This is a genomic window from Pseudomonas sp. LB3P58 (assembly GCF_054897895.1).
In genome coordinates, this window is record NZ_JBUBVE010000001.1 from 1 (window position 1) to 15,494 (window position 15,494).

Sequence of the window (15,494 nt, forward strand, 5' to 3'; positions counted from 1 at the left end):
GCTCGGACCCAGACGCACCACGGCCTGCATCCATGCCAATGGCGCAACCATCGAGGCCAACAAGCAGGCGTAAAGCACCAGCGGAATGTTCTGCAGCGTCGGGCCGATCTTCGGTGAGGCGAGGAACATCGGAAATAGCACCGCCACCGCCACCCATACCTGCAAATACAGCAACACCAGCGGCGGTAAACGCAGCTGCCACTTTTTCAGCAGCGTGCTGTAGATCGCGTAGGCCAGGGTGGCGATCAGCATCATTGCGTCACCCAGGTTCACCCCGTGTTCGAGCAGCGCACCAAGGCTGCCGGAGGAGACGACGACCAAAACCCCCGCGAACGACAGCACCGCACCGGCCAGGGCGCCGATGGTCAGGCGCTGGCCGAGGCTGATGATCGCCATGGCCAGTGACATCAACGGCATCAGCGACAGGATGATGCCCATGTTGGTGGCCGAGGTCAGGCTCGCAGCGAAGTACGCCAGGCTTTGGTAAACAGCCATGCCGAGCACGCCGAGCACAAAGATCTTGCCCAGGTTCGGGCGGATCGCTGGCCAATGGGCGATCACCGGTTTGAGCATGAAGGGTGTGAACAGCAATCCGGCAAGCAGCCAGCGGTAAAAACCGATCTCGGCAGGGAAGATCGCCCCGGCCGACATTTTGGTGATCACGGTATTGCCGGCCCAGATGAAAATGGCCAGCAGGGGATAAGCGTATTGCATCAGAGAAAACCAGAACGTTAATGAGGGGTGATTATCGCCTGTCTGGATACAAGCCTATACTTCGATCCAGACAACCTGCCCCTGATGACGGACAGCATGAACAGTAAACACATCGATCTGCTCGACTTCAGCGAACTGCCTGCCCCGGTGTACTTCCGTTATGCCGATTTTGATGCGCATCGTTATGCCTCGGCGCACCGTCACCCATGGGGCACTCTGGAGTATTCGGCCCACGGTGTATTACACATGGAAATCGGTGGCAGCCGCTTCATGTCACCGCCGCAATACGCGGTGTGGGTGCCGCCGCAGGCCGAGCACAGCTTCTATAGCCATCAGCCAATCAACTATCGTGCGGTCTGCCTGGCGCCGATGATGTGCCACGACCTGCCGCAACAGGCCTGCACCCTGGCCATCAGCGACATCCTCAAAGCGATCCTCAAAGACTTCGCTGCCCGGGATGTGAAGATTCCGGAGTACGAAGCCGACAAACGTCTCGCTCAGGTGTTGGTGGATCAGCTGCAACAGGCGCCGGTGCATAAATGTTATTTGCCCTACGCCAGCAGCCCCGGCTTGCTCGGGATACTCGAAGCCTTGCAGGCCGAGCCCGGTGATAACCGGCCCTTGTCGGAGTGGGCTGCGCAGATCCATGTCAGCGAGCGCACCCTGGCGCGGCGGTTCGTGCGTGAGTTGGGCATGAGCTTTGGCGAGTGGCGGCAGCGGTTGCGGTTTCTGGCGGCGATCGAAGCGTTGGACAGCCATCGCAGCATTCAGGAGATCGCGTTCGACATGGGCTACAGCACCGGCTCAGCGTTTATCGCGATGTTTCAACGCCAGGCGGAGTGCACGCCGGAACAGTATCGACGCAGCCACCTTGAGAGCAGGAAGGTGTAACAGGTGTTGTCTACACTCCAGAGCGAGGCCGTGCTCGTCGGTGCGGCAACAAGGAGAAAACTCCATGAAGATGTTGCGTGTCCCTTTGTTGATGATCGGTTTGCTGCTCTGCGCCCAGGGCTTTGCCGCCACCGAGCAACAGAACAAGATGACCACCTGCAATGCTGACGCTACCGCGAAAACCCTCAAGGGAGACGAACGCAAAGCCTTCATGAGCAATTGCCTCAAGGCTGCACCCGCCGCCGAGGCTGCCAAACCCCTGACGCCTCAGCAAGAGAAAATGAAAACCTGCAACGCCGATGCCGCCACTAAGGCGCTCAAGGGCGATGCGCGCAAAACCTTCATGAGCGATTGCCTGAAGAAAAAATAAACATTGGAGCGGGATATGTGGGGGCGGCGAGGACCTCTTCGCGAGCAGGCTCGCTCCCACAATGGATCTGTGTACGCAGGGCAAATGTGGGAGCGGGCTTGCTCGCGAAGAGGCCGGCAAGGACATTGCAAAAATCCGCCACCATTGCGACCAAGGTCGACCTACACAATCCCTAGTGCTGGCATCGGAACGCTGGCAGACTGCCAATCCTTTTACGCCGTTCGTTTTGAGGCTGTATGCCAACGTTTTCTGAACGCCAAGTCTTATTGTCAATCAGTTGGGTCATCATCTTTGGTGGTTTGTTGCTGGTGATCCCGTTGCGATTACTGCCGAGTTTGCTGGCCGGGCTGCTGGTGTTCGAACTGGTCAACATGCTCACCCCGCAATTGCAGCGCCTGATCGAAGGTCGGCGTGCGCGCTGGCTGGCGGTGGCGTTGTTGGGGACGCTAGTGGTCAGTGTGTTGACGCTGATCTTTGCCGGTGCCTTCAGCTTTCTGCTGCATGAAGCGGAAAACCCCGGCGCTTCTCTCGACAAATTCATGGGTGTGGTTGATCGGGCGCGCGGGCAACTGCCGCCGTTCATCGACGCCTATCTGCCCGCCAGTGCCGCCGAGTTCCGCGTGGCGATTGGCGAGTGGGTGAGCAAGCATCTAAGCGACTTGCAGCTGGTGGGCAAGGACGCAGCGCACATGTTTGTGACGCTGCTGATCGGCATGGTGCTGGGGGCGATCATTGCCTTGCAGCGCGTGCCGGACGTGACCAAGCGCAGGCCATTGGCCGCCGCGCTGTTCGACCGCTTGCACCTGCTGGTCCAGGCGTTTCGCAACATCGTGTTCGCCCAAATCAAGATTTCCCTGCTCAACACCTTCTTCACCGGGATTTTCCTGGTGGTGGTCCTGCCGATGTTCGGCATCAAGCTGCCGCTGACCAAAACCCTGATCGTGCTGACCTTCCTGCTCGGCTTGTTGCCGGTGATCGGCAACCTGATGTCGAACACCCTGATCACCATCGTCGGTCTGTCGCTGTCGATCTGGGTGGCCGTGGCGGCGCTGGGATACCTGATTTTTATCCACAAGCTCGAATACTTTCTCAACGCGCGCATCGTTGGCGGGCAGATCAGTGCCAAGTCGTGGGAGTTGCTGCTGGCAATGCTGGTGTTCGAGGCCGCGTTCGGCCTGCCGGGGGTGGTGGCGGGGCCGATTTATTACGCGTACCTGAAGAGTGAGTTGAAGCAGGTGGGGATGGTTTGATCAGGTGATGTGTATTGCCTGATAGGGCCCTATCGCGAGCAAGCTCGCTCCCACAGGGGAACGCATTCCAATGTGGGAGCGAGCTTGCTCGCGATGGCCTCGTCTAGGTTTCGGGTCAGTCCATGTTGCCGTAGCGCTTCATCGCTTCAATCGCCAAGCCACTACCGATGCTGCCGAAGATGTTCCCTTCCACATGCCGAGCGTTCGGCAACATCGCCGAGACGCTGTTGCGCAGTGCCGGAATTCCGCTCGAACCCCCTGTGAAAAACACCGTATCCACCTGATCGACCCGCACGTTGGCGTCGTTCAACAACTGGGTGACGCTGTTGCGCACGCGCTCCAGCAAGTTGTCGATGGCCGATTCGAACAGTGCCCGGCTCAACTCCACGCTCAAACCCGGTTCGATTCGGTCCAGCGGCACATGGCGGCTGTCGGCATGGGTCAGCTGGATCTTGGTTTCTTCCACTTCCATCGCCAGCCAGTGGCCGGCGCGCTGGTCGATCAGCTTGAACAGGCGATCGATGCCGCCGGTGTCTTCGATGTCGTAGCGCATGCTGCCCAGCGCCAGGGTGGACTTTTGCGAGTACACCGAGTTGATGGTGTGCCAGGTCGCCAGGTTCATGTGGTGGCTGGTCGGCATGTAAGCGCCGCTCTTCATCCGGCTGCCGTAGCCGAACAGCGGCATCAGGCCTTGCAGGCTCAGCTGCTTGTCGAAATCGGTCCCGCCGATGTGCACGCCGCCGGTGGCGAGGATGTCGTCGTGACGGTTGTCGTGGGTACGGCGTTCAGGGGACAGGCGCACCAGCGAGAAGTCCGACGTACCACCGCCGATGTCGACGATCAGTACCAGCTCTTCTTTTTCGATGGTCGACTCATAGTCGAAGGCCGCCGCAATCGGTTCGTACTGGAACGAAACGTCCTTGAAACCGATGGCGCGGGCCACGTCCACCAGAGTGTTTTCGGCTTCCTGGTCGGCCATTTCATCGTCATCGACGAAGAACACCGGACGACCCAGCACCACTTCATCGAACTCGCGACCGGCGGCGGTTTCGGCGCGCTTCTTCAGCTGGCCGATAAACAGTCCGAGCAGGTCCTTGAACGGCATCGCCGTGCCGAGGACGCTGGTGTCGTGCTTGATCAGCTTGGAACCGAGCAGGCTCTTGAGCGAGCGCATCAGCCGGCCTTCATAGCCTTCCAGGTACTCGTGCAGCGCGAGGCGGCCGTACACCGGGCGGCGTTCTTCCATGTTGAAGAAGACCACCGAAGGCAGGGTGATCTTGTCGTCCTCCAGCGCGATCAGCGTTTCCATGCCGGGGCGTAGCCAGCCGACGGTGGAGTTGGACGTGCCGAAGTCGATACCACAGGCACGGGCTGGAGATGCGTTTTTCATGTCTTTCGAGTTCCGGTTAAAAAACGGCCGCGCAGTGTATGTCAGTGCGGCGCAGATTCGAAGGCCGACTATCTGCTAAATCACCACGAATAGCGCCTTGATAAGCTGGCCCGATGCCCCAAACTTGTCTGCATCGACCCTGGCAGCCATTCGGCGGTCGCAAGAACTGCCCACCGCTGCCGATAAACTTCTGATGCGCTGCCCGGTCACAACCTTGAGATCGGTCAACCTCGCGGCTGCCAATAGGCGCATGCTGCCGGTGGTGGCGCGATATCGATAACGGATGGTGATCCTTAGATGGACTTCAAAGACTATTACAAGATTCTCGGTGTGGAACCGACCGCGGACGATAAGACGATCAAGGCCGCCTATCGCAAACTGGCGCGCAAGTATCACCCGGACGTCAGCAAGGAAAAGGACGCCGAGTCCAAATTCAAAGACGCCTCGGAAGCCTATGAAGCGCTGAAAAGCGCCGACAAGCGCGCCGAATACGACGACTTGCGCAAATACGGCCAGCACGGCCAACCGTTCCAGGGCCCGCCGGGTTGGCAGGGTCGTGGTGCAGGCGGTTTCGGTGGTGGTCAGGATACGGGCGATTTTTCGGACTTCTTCAGTTCGATTTTCGGCAACCGTGGTCCTGGTTTTGGTGGTGGACAGCCGGGTCGAAGCGCCGGGCGTCGAGGGCAAGACGTGGAAATGGAACTCGGGATTTTTCTGGAAGAAACCCTTTCGAACGAATCGAAGAAGGTCACCTTCCAGGTGCCGCAGTACAACGCTGCCGGCCAGCATGTCAGCAACACCAGCAAAAGCCTGAACGTGAAGATCCCGGCCGGCGTGACCGACGGCGAGCGCATCCGCCTCAAGGGCCAGGGTGCCCCGGGCACTGGTGGCGGGGCGAATGGCGACTTGTTCCTGATCATTCGCTTTGCGCCGCACCCCAAGTTCGACGTCGAAGGCGAGAACCTGATCATTACCTTGCCGCTGGCTCCGTGGGAGTTGGCATTAGGTACTGAGGTGGCAGTGCCTACACTGACAGGCAAGATCAACCTCAAGGTTCCGGCCGGCAGTCAGAATGGCCAGCGCATGCGCGCCAAGGGCCACGGCTTGATGAACAAGGACGGTCATCGCGGTTATCTGTTTGTACAACTCAAGGCCGTCATGCCTAAAACCTCGGATGACGAGGTGAAGGCGTTGTGGCAGGAGCTGGCGAAAAAAGCGGCTTTCAACCCCAGAGAACACTTCTGATCCCAGAGACGGAGTAGCCCATCATGAGCAACCCCCTGATCGTTCAACTGGACATGGCAGAATTCTGTGAGGCGACCGACCTGTCGGACGTCTACGTGATCGAGATTGTCGAGCACGGCATCCTCGAACCTCAGGGCGCACTGCCCAAGGATTGGCGTTTCAACGATTATGAACTGGCACTGGCCAAGCGTGCCGCCAAGCTGCGGCACGATCTGGAGCTGGAATGGGAAGGCGTCGCCCTGGCGCTGGACCTGCTGGAAGAGGTCCAGCAACTGCGGGCCGAGAACCGCATGCTCAAGCAGCGGTTGGCTCGGTTGATCGTCGAGTAGCCAAAATGTAGGGATAAACACTCGATAGGTGGCGAGGGGGCAATCCCCTCACCACAATGCGGTGCTGCTGAACATCATCGGCTACAAAACCACCCGCGACACTCTCGGCAACACCACACGAAACGTCGTGCCTTCGGTCTCGCTGGAGCTGACTTCGATCGTGCCCTGATACGCATCCACTACTTGTTTGACGATAGGGCATAAGACCAACGCAAAACAAAGGGTGTTATATATGTATGTTTAACTCTTTAATAGTTGAACAATCACGCTATTGAATGGCCGTCGGTCCAGCAGTTTTTTAGTCTTTTATTTCAGGGGGTGGCGCTTAAGCTGATTACTCCTATCGTTACTTTGGTTGTTACATAATGTCTGAATTAAAAGGGTTGGAAGGTATTGAACAAGTTCCGGTTAATCGAGTTGCACATAAAGGCCCTCACCACGAACGTATTGTCCAGGCACTGCCCAGCGCTATAACAGAAGCGCCGGTGAGTCGACTGTTATCAGTGGACGGTTTAAATGATTTAAATACAATTTTCCCCGATTGGTACATCAACGCGTCCAGCCTCAATCGGCGTTACCTCTCGCAACTGGTCGAGGAGCGCTGGCGCTTTCAAGCGAAGGTCGATGGCCCGCTGAAAAACCTGCAACAGGACATTCAGGCGTTCGCCAAACCCTTGCTGGCCACGCTCATCAGGTCGAATTTCAACACCCGTGTCGACGTCAGCCAACTGACGGTGAAGCTGTATGTGCCGGACAAGATTCTCCTGGCGATCGACCGTGGCGCCAGCTATCTGCGCGAATCCACGCTGCTGGAGGCGGCCTTGCACAACTTCGAAGAGCCGGAAACCGCTGAAGATCATTTCAGGACCGGTTCCGGTGTGTATTCAAGGAACTTCAAAGGAGAGTTGAAACTTGAAGCAACAATGACCACCCAAAAAATCGCCACGCTGTGTCGGCGCCTGGATCTGGGGGGGCAGTATCAATCTCATATAAAAAGCATTCTGTTGCCGTCCGACCCGAAGGCCCGGCAGTTATTGGAAGAACATGCGCTGGCCGCGCAGAAAGCGTCCTTTAATCTGGACGCGTTGATGGCTTATTTGAAAAAAGATATCAGCGAATATGCCTACGGAAAACTTCAACAGGTGCGTGATGGCAAAAGCGATATCACCTTTCATGGTCAGCCACTGTACCGGCATCGGCTCTCGCTGATGGGTTTCGCGTTGCACGGCATCGTGTTGTTCAGTGCGGTGAGCCAGCCGTCCAGGGTCAAGTCGTTGGTCGACGAATTGACGCCTGACGGTCTGAAGTTCTGGAGCGACTGGTCGCAACGCATGCCGGCGCTGACGGGTAGTTACTACGACAAGTACAAACTGCTGCAGTCGTTCCTGGCCAACGGCCCTGCCGGCGTGCATGAGGACATGCTGCGCCGCGAAGATATCTATCAGCAAAGTCATCTGGACGGACCGGTGATTGCCTATGTGCCGGACGATCCGCTGCACCCGCTGAAAGAGTACGACTCGCTCGCCGACTTCATGAAAGAGCTGCTTGGCCAGCTGCGCGATACGCAGTATCAGGAATTTTTCAGTCGCTTCGTGGCGCAGAAGGACAAGGGCAAATTCTTCGCCCGGGTCAAAGAGCGGCTGACGCGTGTTGTCTGGCAACAACGCGAGCCGTTGGACATGGGCCCCTGGTGGCGGGAAACCGCAGTCGAAAACCCGACCGCAGAGCCCATCACCAACCTGATTGCCGGGGACTTGTGGCAATGGCTGTATGTCGACAAACGCAATAAAGCCATCGCCGATGCGCGGGTCATCGCGGTGCCGACCGGCGATGAGGATGCCACCACGCGCTGGAAACGCCTGACCAGTTATCTGGACATTGGCTGGAACGTGTTCAACTTTGTCGGGATGTTGATTCCCGGCGTGGGCGAAGTGCTGTTGGGGGTGATGGTGGCGCAGATCGCCGAGGAACTACTGGAGGGTATCGAAGACTGGAGCAAGGGCGACCGGGAGGAGGCCGGGGCGCACATCAATGGGGTACTGATCAACTTTGCCCAGTTGGCGCTGATGGGCGCCGGGCATGTGCTGCCCCGGGGGGCCGTCGCAGCGGTCAAGCCCAGTGCGCTGATCGACAGCCTGCAACCGGTGGAACTGCCCGGTGGCAAGACCCGCCTGTGGAAACCCGACGTCGGGCCTTATGCGCACCCGGTGGCGCTGCCGGACAATGCCGTGCCCAACGACATCGGTCTGATTGAACAGGGTGACAAGCAGTGGCTGCGACTGGAAGAAAGGCACTATGAGGTGAACCAGGACCTGATGACGGGTCAGCATCGGCTGGAACATCCGCAGCGCCCCACGGCCTACAAACCGGTGGTGGAGCACAACAAGGCCGGTGCCTGGAAGGTCGAGACCGAGCGGCCGCTGGAGTGGGAAGCGAAACGGTTGATGCAGTGCATGCACACCACGCTCGATGGATACTCTGCGCAGACGTTAGGCATGATTCAACACGTGAGCGGGGTAGACGAAAGCCTGCTGCGCCGGTTGCACGTCGAGCATGAAACCCCGCCCGCGCTGCTGTGCGATACCTTCTTGCGCTTCAATACCTATGCCGATGCGGAACGATTCCCGCAGCACATCGCGGCTAACCAGATTCCAGAGACGATGATTGGCTTTGTGCCAGAGGTCACGGTTGAACTGCCGCGTTGGCCCGAGAATAGGGCGCTGGAAGTTTTCGAGGCGTCGGATCGTTCCGGGACCTCCGTCAAACACGGCAATGCAACGGCATCCGGGCCGATGACGATCAAGGTCAGTCGTTCCGAAGTGGCTGCCGGTAAGCTGCCCGGGCGAGTCATTGAATCGCTGAACGAAACCGAGATTCGCGACCTGCTCGGCGATGAGGTCGCGGTGGGTACACCTGAGCGTATTGATGCGCTACGCAAGCAGTTGGTCGTGCAGGCAGGGAAGCACAAGAAAACCGTATTCGATGCACTTTACAAAGGCCGCGATGTTTCCAGCGACCCTCGTGTGCAGCGAGTGCTCAATGACGTTCCGGAGTTGCCGGCCAGCGTTGCGCTGGAATTGCTGGAGCATGCCGAGCCGGCCGATCTGCAACACCTGAGCGAAAAACAGCGTCTCTCGCTGCGCTTGCGTCAACAGGCCCGGGCAGTGCGTGACCGGGTGCGATTGAACCGGGCTTATGAGGGCCTCTACCTTGAGGAGCTGGCCAGTGCCGACTCGCGCAGGCTCGAACTGGGCTCCTTGGCCGGCCTGCCCGGGTGGTCCGATGAGGTGCGGATCGAAATTCGCGAACTGGGGTTTGCTGGGAAACTGCATGCCAGTGTGGGGCCGGAAAGTGCGCCGATCCGTAAGGTGCTGATTCTCGAGGAAGACGGGCGTTACCAGACGCGGGACGCGGATGATCGGCATTTGCACGGCAGCGATGAATTCTATGCTTCGGTCTTGCACGCCCTGCCGGATGCGCAACGCAACGCGTTGGGCTATGGCATTCACGAAGGCGCACGGCTCAAGTTTAATGTACAGCGCTCACCCCTGAGCCATGATCAGTTCGCGTCGACGTTGCTTGAGCATCCGATTCGTAAGCCGACTTACGATCCGCGCAGCATGAAGCTGCCTGGAGGCATGGACGGCTATCGAGGCGTTTCCGGGGAGTCGAATGCACGGCTTCGCGTGCGCAGCCTTTATCCAACCCTCACAGATACAGAACTCGATGCGTTTATTGAGACCTTGCGCCAGCGAAATACCTCGATTGGGGTAGAGGTCCAGGCGCTTGAGATCGAATTCAACCAGATGGTTTCAACCCTGAAGCGCTGGGTGAACGGGCCGACCCGGGATTTTCGTTTGAGCCCCAGCGCCTTTGCCGAAGTGGAAGCCAGGAATACCCTCGCCAAAAAGCTCAGGCAGTGTTGGCAGCGTACGGGTCCAAGGCACCTGGATGCGAGTGGGAGGGTTCTTGGACAGACACTGGACCTGAGCAATTTTGAATTGCATATGCACATCGATCGTATGCCCCGACTGGCGGCCAACTTCGATCACGTCACGCGTCTGTGGTTACGCAATACCGGGCTATCGAATGTCGAGCAACCTTTTCTTCGTTCCTTTCGCAAGGTGCACGTGCTGGACCTTGCGCAGAACAAATTGACGTCGCTGCCATCGAGCATCGCCCATATGCCGCACCTGACAGACCTGGATCTCACGCGCAACCGGATTGTGCTTAACATCCTCGATCGCGAGATGCTCAAAAACCGTACCCTGCTGTGCAGTTTACGTCTGGGTGAAAACCCGTTGGGGTTGTTACCGAACATCAGTCGCATGCCTGACTTGCATACCCTGGTGCTGACTCATACAGGGGCCACCACGTGGCCGCCCGGGCTGTTTGACCGACCACGGTTCAGGCACTTTTTCCTGGACCTGCGTTTCAATGTGTTGACGGACATTCCGCAGGTTACGCCGGGCACGTGGGGCGCAGAGCTGTTGGGGCGTACCTGGCTCAGTCGCGAGCCCGCGTGGATGTCAGCTGAAAATCTGGAACGTCTCAAAGACTATGTTCGCTCGGCGGGCATGGACCCTGAGCGTCGTTACCCTCCCATGGGTGTGCGCACCAGCATCCAGTGGGAAGAAGGATTGACCCGACGTGATTGGGTCAGCAAGCAAGAGGTCTGGAACGAGGTTGAGGATGAATTCAACTCAACGGATTTTTTTGAAGAAATCAATGCACTGACCCAGTCCGCCGACTTCACCGCCAGCAAGGTCTATCGAGCCGATTTGACGGCCAAGGTCTGGCGAATGCTGGACACCATGGCTGAGAACGCTTCATTACGAGAGCAGTTTTTCAGGGAGGCCAACATGCGATCCAACTGCGTCGATGGCGCCACACAGCTTTTCAACGTCATGGGTGTGGAGGTGCTGGTCCACGAAGCATTGGCGCTCGGCAATAACGGTTTGATCGAGGCTGAGCTGGTGAGCCTGGCAAAGGGCAAGTCGCGCCTGGATGAAGTCGAGAGAATCGCCAAGCGTCATATCGTGGCGCGCGAGGCGGCGGGTGAGCAATTCCGACGTTTGGACGCCGCACGTAATGTCACAGGCACCATCGATGAGGTGGAGGTTCACCTGGCCTTCATGACGGACCTGGCGCAGCGGCTGGACCTGCCGTGGCAGGCGCGCGGCATGCAGTTTCGCAAGATCGCAGGCGTCACCAGCGAAATGATCGAGGGCGCCTATCAACGGGTTTTGGGGCTGGAGGAGGGTGACCTGCTGCGTAACTCGATTGCCGAGCAACCTTTCTGGAAGTCCTTCGTCGAGCGCTTGAATGGCTCGCGCTTCAGGGCGATTGATCGCAAGACCATTGCCACCACCGAGTTCAAGGTTGCCCTGGATGAACGGGCCGACAGCGCAACGCTGTCGCTGGAGAAAAAGGCTGGTTTGAAAGAGCGTATCCGCGTACTGGCCGCTGAGCTTGGTGAGCCGGAAAGTGCCTTTGCCCCCGGCCAGATCATGACCGACGAGGCCTATGCCCAAGCGCTGGAAACGATCAAGGCCGAGCGTGAAGCCTTGCTGTTGCAGCTGACCCAGGAAGCCATGGACCGGGCGAAACTGAATCGGGTTGAAATACCTTTTACGGTTGCCCCGGGCAACTGATATCTGAACGTCTCAGCCCCGAGTGCCACATTGTGCACTCGGGGTTTTTGTGCGCTTGAGGCGTCAGAACAGGAAATAGCGCTGCGCCATCGGCAACACATCCGCCGGTTCACACCACAGCAAAACCCCGTCAGCCTTGACCTGATAAGTCTGCGGATCGACGTCGATGTCTGGCAGGTAATCGTTGTGTATCAGATCGGTTTTCTGCACGTCGCGGCAACCTTTGACCACGGCGATTTTCTTTTTCAAACCCAGGGCTTCCGGCAGCCTAGCGTCCTGCGCAGCCTGGCTGATGAAGGTCAGGCTGGTGGCGTGCAATGAGCCACCGTAGCTGGCGAACATCGGACGGTAATGCACCGGTTGCGGTGTCGGGATCGACGCGTTGGCATCGCCCATCAGGCTGGCGGCGATGGCGCCGCCCTTGAGGATCAGCGTCGGTTTGACCCCGAAAAACGCCGGGCGCCAGAGCACCAGGTCGGCCCATTTACCGACTTCGATAGAGCCCACTTCATGGCTGATGCCGTGGGTGATCGCCGGGTTGATGGTGTACTTGGCGATGTAGCGTTTGGCGCGGAAGTTGTCGTTGCCTTCGCCATCACCGGGCAACGGTCCGCGCTGCTTTTTCATCTTGTCGGCGGTCTGCCAAGTGCGCGTGATCACTTCGCCAACGCGGCCCATGGCCTGGCTGTCGGAGCTGATCATCGAGAACGCGCCGAGGTCGTGGAGGATGTCTTCGGCGGCGATGGTTTCACGACGGATGCGGCTTTCGGCGAAGGCCACGTCTTCGGCAATGCTTGGGTCCAGGTGATGGCAGACCATCAGCATGTCGAGGTGTTCGTCGATGGTGTTGCGGGTGAACGGCCGGGTCGGGTTGGTCGAGCTCGGCAGAACGTTGGCAAAGCCGCAAGCCTTGATGATGTCCGGCGCGTGACCGCCGCCCGCACCTTCGGTGTGATAGGTGTGGATGGTGCGGCCCTTGAAGGCGGCGAGGGTGGTTTCGACGAAACCGGATTCGTTGAGCGTGTCGGTGTGGATCGCCACTTGTACGTCGTACTGGTCGGCGACGTTCAGGCAGTTGTCGATGCTCGCCGGGGTGGTGCCCCAGTCTTCGTGCAACTTCAGGCCGATGGCCCCGGCCTTGACCTGTTCGATCAGCGGCTCGGGCAGGCTGGCGTTGCCTTTGCCGGTGAAGCCAATGTTCATTGGGAACGCATCGGCGGCCTGGAGCATGCGCGCCAGGTGCCACGGTCCGGACGTGCAGGTGGTGGCGTTGGTCCCGGTGGCCGGGCCGGTGCCGCCGCCGATCATGGTGGTGACGCCGCTCATCAATGCTTCTTCGATCTGCTGCGGGCAGATGAAATGGATGTGCGTGTCGATGCCGCCCGCGGTGAGGATCATGCCTTCACCGGCGATGACTTCGGTGCTGGCGCCGACTGCGATGGTCACGTTCGGCTGGATGTCCGGGTTGCCGGCCTTGCCGATGGCGGCGATGCGCCCGTCCTTGAGGCCGACGTCGGCTTTGACGATGCCCCAGTGGTCGATGATCAACGCGTTGGTGATCAGCGTATCGACCACTTCTGCGGCCAGTAATTGGCTTTGACCCTGACCATCGCGGATGACTTTGCCACCGCCGAATTTCACTTCTTCGCCGTAGGTGGTGAAGTCTTTTTCCACTTCGATCCACAGCTCGGTGTCGGCCAGGCGGACCTTGTCACCGACGGTGGGGCCGAACATGTCGGCGTAGGCTTGTCTTGAGATTTTCATGCGCTTGCCTTGGGATTCAATTGTGTTTGAGACCGCTCGCGTAGCTCGCTAATCGCGAGCAAGCTCGCTCCCACAGGGGAACGCGGTCAACTGTGGGAGCGAGCTTGCTCGCGATGGGGCCAGAGCCGGCACTGCATTACTTACAGATCGCCCATGATCCTGCCGGCAAACCCGAACACCCGGCGATGCCCGGCCAGGTCAATCAACTCGACCTCGCGGCTCTGTCCCGGCTCGAAGCGCACGGCGGTGCCGGCGGGGATGTTCAGGCGCATGCCACGGCTGGCGGCGCGGTCGAAGGTCAGGGCGTCGTTGGTTTCGAAAAAGTGATAGTGCGAGCCGACCTGGATCGGACGGTCGCCGCTGTTGGCCACCTTCAGGCTGAGGGTGCGGCGGCCAACGTTGAGTTCGATGTCACCGGGCTGGATCTGGTATTCACCAGGAATCATCAATGGGCTCCTTGGAGAATCTTGTAGTAGAGGGCGGTCGGTTTGTAACGACCGCTCGGGTCGCAGGCATAGTCGGGGATTACGCCGGCGCGGGTGTAACCCAGGGCTTTGTAGAAGTCTTCGGCAGGGGAGCCGGCCTCGGTGTCGAGGTAGAGCATGCCGCGCTTGTGCTGGAGGGCGGCCGTTTCCAGCGCACTCATCAATTGCTGCCCCAGACCCCGGCGACGCGCATGTTCACGCACCAGCAGTTTTTGCACTTCGGCGCGGTTCAGGCCATTAGCCTTCTGGCACAGGGTCAGTTGCACACTGGCCTGTACTTGCTCGTCCTTGACCACCACCCACAGCAGCACGTTGCCCTTGTTCAGGTTCTCCTGGACATCATCGAAATAGGCTCGGGCCTGGGTGGCGTCAAGATTGGCCATGAACCCGACGCTGGCGCCATAGCCGACGGCGTCGAGCAGCAGATCAATCAAACCCTGACGATAGTGCGCAAAGCTTTCAACATTGACGCGGCGCAGTTGGGCGGCGTTCATGGGCAATTACTCCTTGTTGGCAGTCGGCGGCTCCGCGCCAGGATTGAGGGTCAGTTGCATGAAGGTCAGGTCCAGCCAGCGACCGAACTTGGTGCCCACCTGAGGCATCTGGCCGGTCGTCACGAAACCGGCTCGTTCATGCAGGCGAACAGACGCGGCGTTACCGCTTTCGATGGCGGCGACCATCACATGTTTGTCGCAGCCTTTGGCGCGCTCGATCAGCGCGATCATCAATTGCGGGCCGAGACCATTGCCACGCTGGTCGCTGCGCACGTAAACCGAATGCTCGACGGTATGGCGGAAGCCGTCGAACGGCCGCCAGTCACCGAATGAAGCGTAGCCCAGTACCGTGTTGTCGCCGTCGACGATCACCAGAATCGGGTAGCCCTGGGATTGCCGGGCGCTGAACCAGGCCTGGCGGTTACCCAAATCCACGGCCTGTTCGTTCCAGATGGCCGTGGTGTTGAGCACGGCGTCGTTGTAGATGTCGCGAATCGCCGGCAAGTCGGCATGCGCTGCATCGCGGATGTGGTAAGTCATGGCGCGGCCTCAGGCGATCGGTTGGTGGACGGTGACCAGTTTGGTGCCGTCGGGAAAGGTCGCTTCGACCTGGATCTCCGGGATCATTTCCGGGATGCCTTCCATCACTTGTTCGCGGCTGAGCAGGGTGGTGCCGAAGTGCATCAGCTCGGCCACGGTCCGGCCGTCACGCGCGCCTTCGAGCAGTGCGGCAGAAATGTAGGCCATGGCTTCCGGGTAGTTGAGTTTCACGCCGCGCGCCAAACGCCGCTCGGCCACGAGGCCGGCGGTGAAGATCAGCAGCTTGTCTTTTTCGCGTGGGGTCAGGTCCATCGTTTGGAATCCATCTGGGCAGTTTTGTGAGGTTCTTGCGGTGTGGGAGTGTCAAT

General features: G+C 59.2%; 13 protein-coding genes. 6 read left to right on the forward strand and 7 right to left on the reverse strand.

What is annotated here, in order from left to right; translation table 11 throughout:
- Nucleotides 1-714, reverse strand: a 714-nt coding sequence (locus tag ACYZTZ_RS00005; RefSeq protein ID WP_461996832.1) for a DMT family transporter, incomplete at its 3' end; no start/stop codon positions are given.
- 96 nt (nt 715-810) lie between these two features.
- Here ACYZTZ_RS00005 and ACYZTZ_RS00010 point away from each other — a divergent pair.
- The 3 genes from ACYZTZ_RS00010 to ACYZTZ_RS00020 all read left to right on the forward strand — a co-directional run bounded on the left by ACYZTZ_RS00010 (nt 811) and on the right by ACYZTZ_RS00020 (nt 3,225).
- Entirely contained in the window at nt 811-1,605 is a 795-nt protein-coding gene (locus ACYZTZ_RS00010; RefSeq protein ID WP_461996833.1) for an AraC family transcriptional regulator, read from the forward strand.
- Between the two features lie 64 nt (nt 1,606-1,669).
- Nucleotides 1,670-1,975 carry a PsiF family protein gene (locus ACYZTZ_RS00015; protein WP_046044794.1) on the forward strand — a complete coding sequence of 102 codons (306 nt, stop codon included), beginning with the start codon at nt 1,670-1,672 and terminating at the stop codon, nt 1,973-1,975.
- A gap of 236 nt (nt 1,976-2,211) precedes the next feature.
- Nucleotides 2,212-3,225: an AI-2E family transporter gene (locus tag ACYZTZ_RS00020; RefSeq protein ID WP_046044793.1), complete on the forward strand. Its 1,014-nt coding sequence runs from the start codon at nt 2,212-2,214 to the stop codon at nt 3,223-3,225.
- A 115-nt stretch (nt 3,226-3,340) separates the two neighbouring features.
- Here ACYZTZ_RS00020 and ACYZTZ_RS00025 read toward each other — a convergent pair whose 3' ends face one another.
- On the reverse strand, nt 3,341-4,615 hold the full coding sequence (locus ACYZTZ_RS00025) for an Hsp70 family protein (protein WP_111449224.1): 1,275 nt from the start codon (nt 4,613-4,615) through the stop codon (nt 3,341-3,343).
- 297 nt (nt 4,616-4,912) lie between these two features.
- Between ACYZTZ_RS00025 and ACYZTZ_RS00030 the strand changes: the two genes are divergently transcribed.
- The 3 genes from ACYZTZ_RS00030 to ACYZTZ_RS00040 all read left to right on the forward strand — a co-directional run bounded on the left by ACYZTZ_RS00030 (nt 4,913) and on the right by ACYZTZ_RS00040 (nt 11,843).
- Entirely contained in the window at nt 4,913-5,860 is a 948-nt protein-coding gene (locus ACYZTZ_RS00030) for a DnaJ C-terminal domain-containing protein (RefSeq protein ID WP_461996834.1), read from the forward strand.
- Nucleotides 5,861-5,883: 23 nt separating this feature from the next.
- Nucleotides 5,884-6,189, forward strand: a complete 306-nt coding sequence (locus ACYZTZ_RS00035) for a chaperone modulator CbpM (protein WP_056746290.1) — start codon at nt 5,884-5,886, stop codon at nt 6,187-6,189.
- A 485-nt stretch (nt 6,190-6,674) separates the two neighbouring features.
- Nucleotides 6,675-11,843 (forward strand): NEL-type E3 ubiquitin ligase domain-containing protein, encoded by a 5,169-nt coding sequence (locus tag ACYZTZ_RS00040; RefSeq protein ID WP_461996835.1) that lies wholly within the window; start codon nt 6,675-6,677, stop codon nt 11,841-11,843.
- Between the two features lie 63 nt (nt 11,844-11,906).
- Here ACYZTZ_RS00040 and ureC read toward each other — a convergent pair whose 3' ends face one another.
- The 5 genes from ureC to ureA form a co-directional block, all read right to left on the reverse strand.
- Nucleotides 11,907-13,607: an urease subunit alpha gene (gene ureC, locus ACYZTZ_RS00045; RefSeq protein ID WP_461996836.1), complete on the reverse strand. Its 1,701-nt coding sequence runs from the start codon at nt 13,605-13,607 to the stop codon at nt 11,907-11,909.
- 140 nt (nt 13,608-13,747) lie between these two features.
- Nucleotides 13,748-14,053 carry an urease subunit beta gene (locus ACYZTZ_RS00050; protein ID WP_461996837.1) on the reverse strand — a complete coding sequence of 102 codons (306 nt, stop codon included), beginning with the start codon at nt 14,051-14,053 and terminating at the stop codon, nt 13,748-13,750.
- A complete protein-coding gene (locus ACYZTZ_RS00055) occupies nt 14,053-14,586 on the reverse strand; it encodes a GNAT family N-acetyltransferase (RefSeq protein WP_461996838.1) in 534 nt (177 codons plus the stop codon). Before ACYZTZ_RS00055 ends, ACYZTZ_RS00050 begins: the two co-directional genes overlap by 1 nt.
- 6 nt (nt 14,587-14,592) lie before the next feature.
- On the reverse strand, nt 14,593-15,126 hold the full coding sequence (locus tag ACYZTZ_RS00060) for a GNAT family N-acetyltransferase (RefSeq protein ID WP_461996839.1): 534 nt from the start codon (nt 15,124-15,126) through the stop codon (nt 14,593-14,595).
- Between the two features lie 9 nt (nt 15,127-15,135).
- Entirely contained in the window at nt 15,136-15,438 is a 303-nt protein-coding gene (ureA, locus tag ACYZTZ_RS00065; RefSeq protein WP_033055605.1) for an urease subunit gamma, read from the reverse strand.
- Between the last annotated feature and the right edge of the window lie 56 nt (nt 15,439-15,494).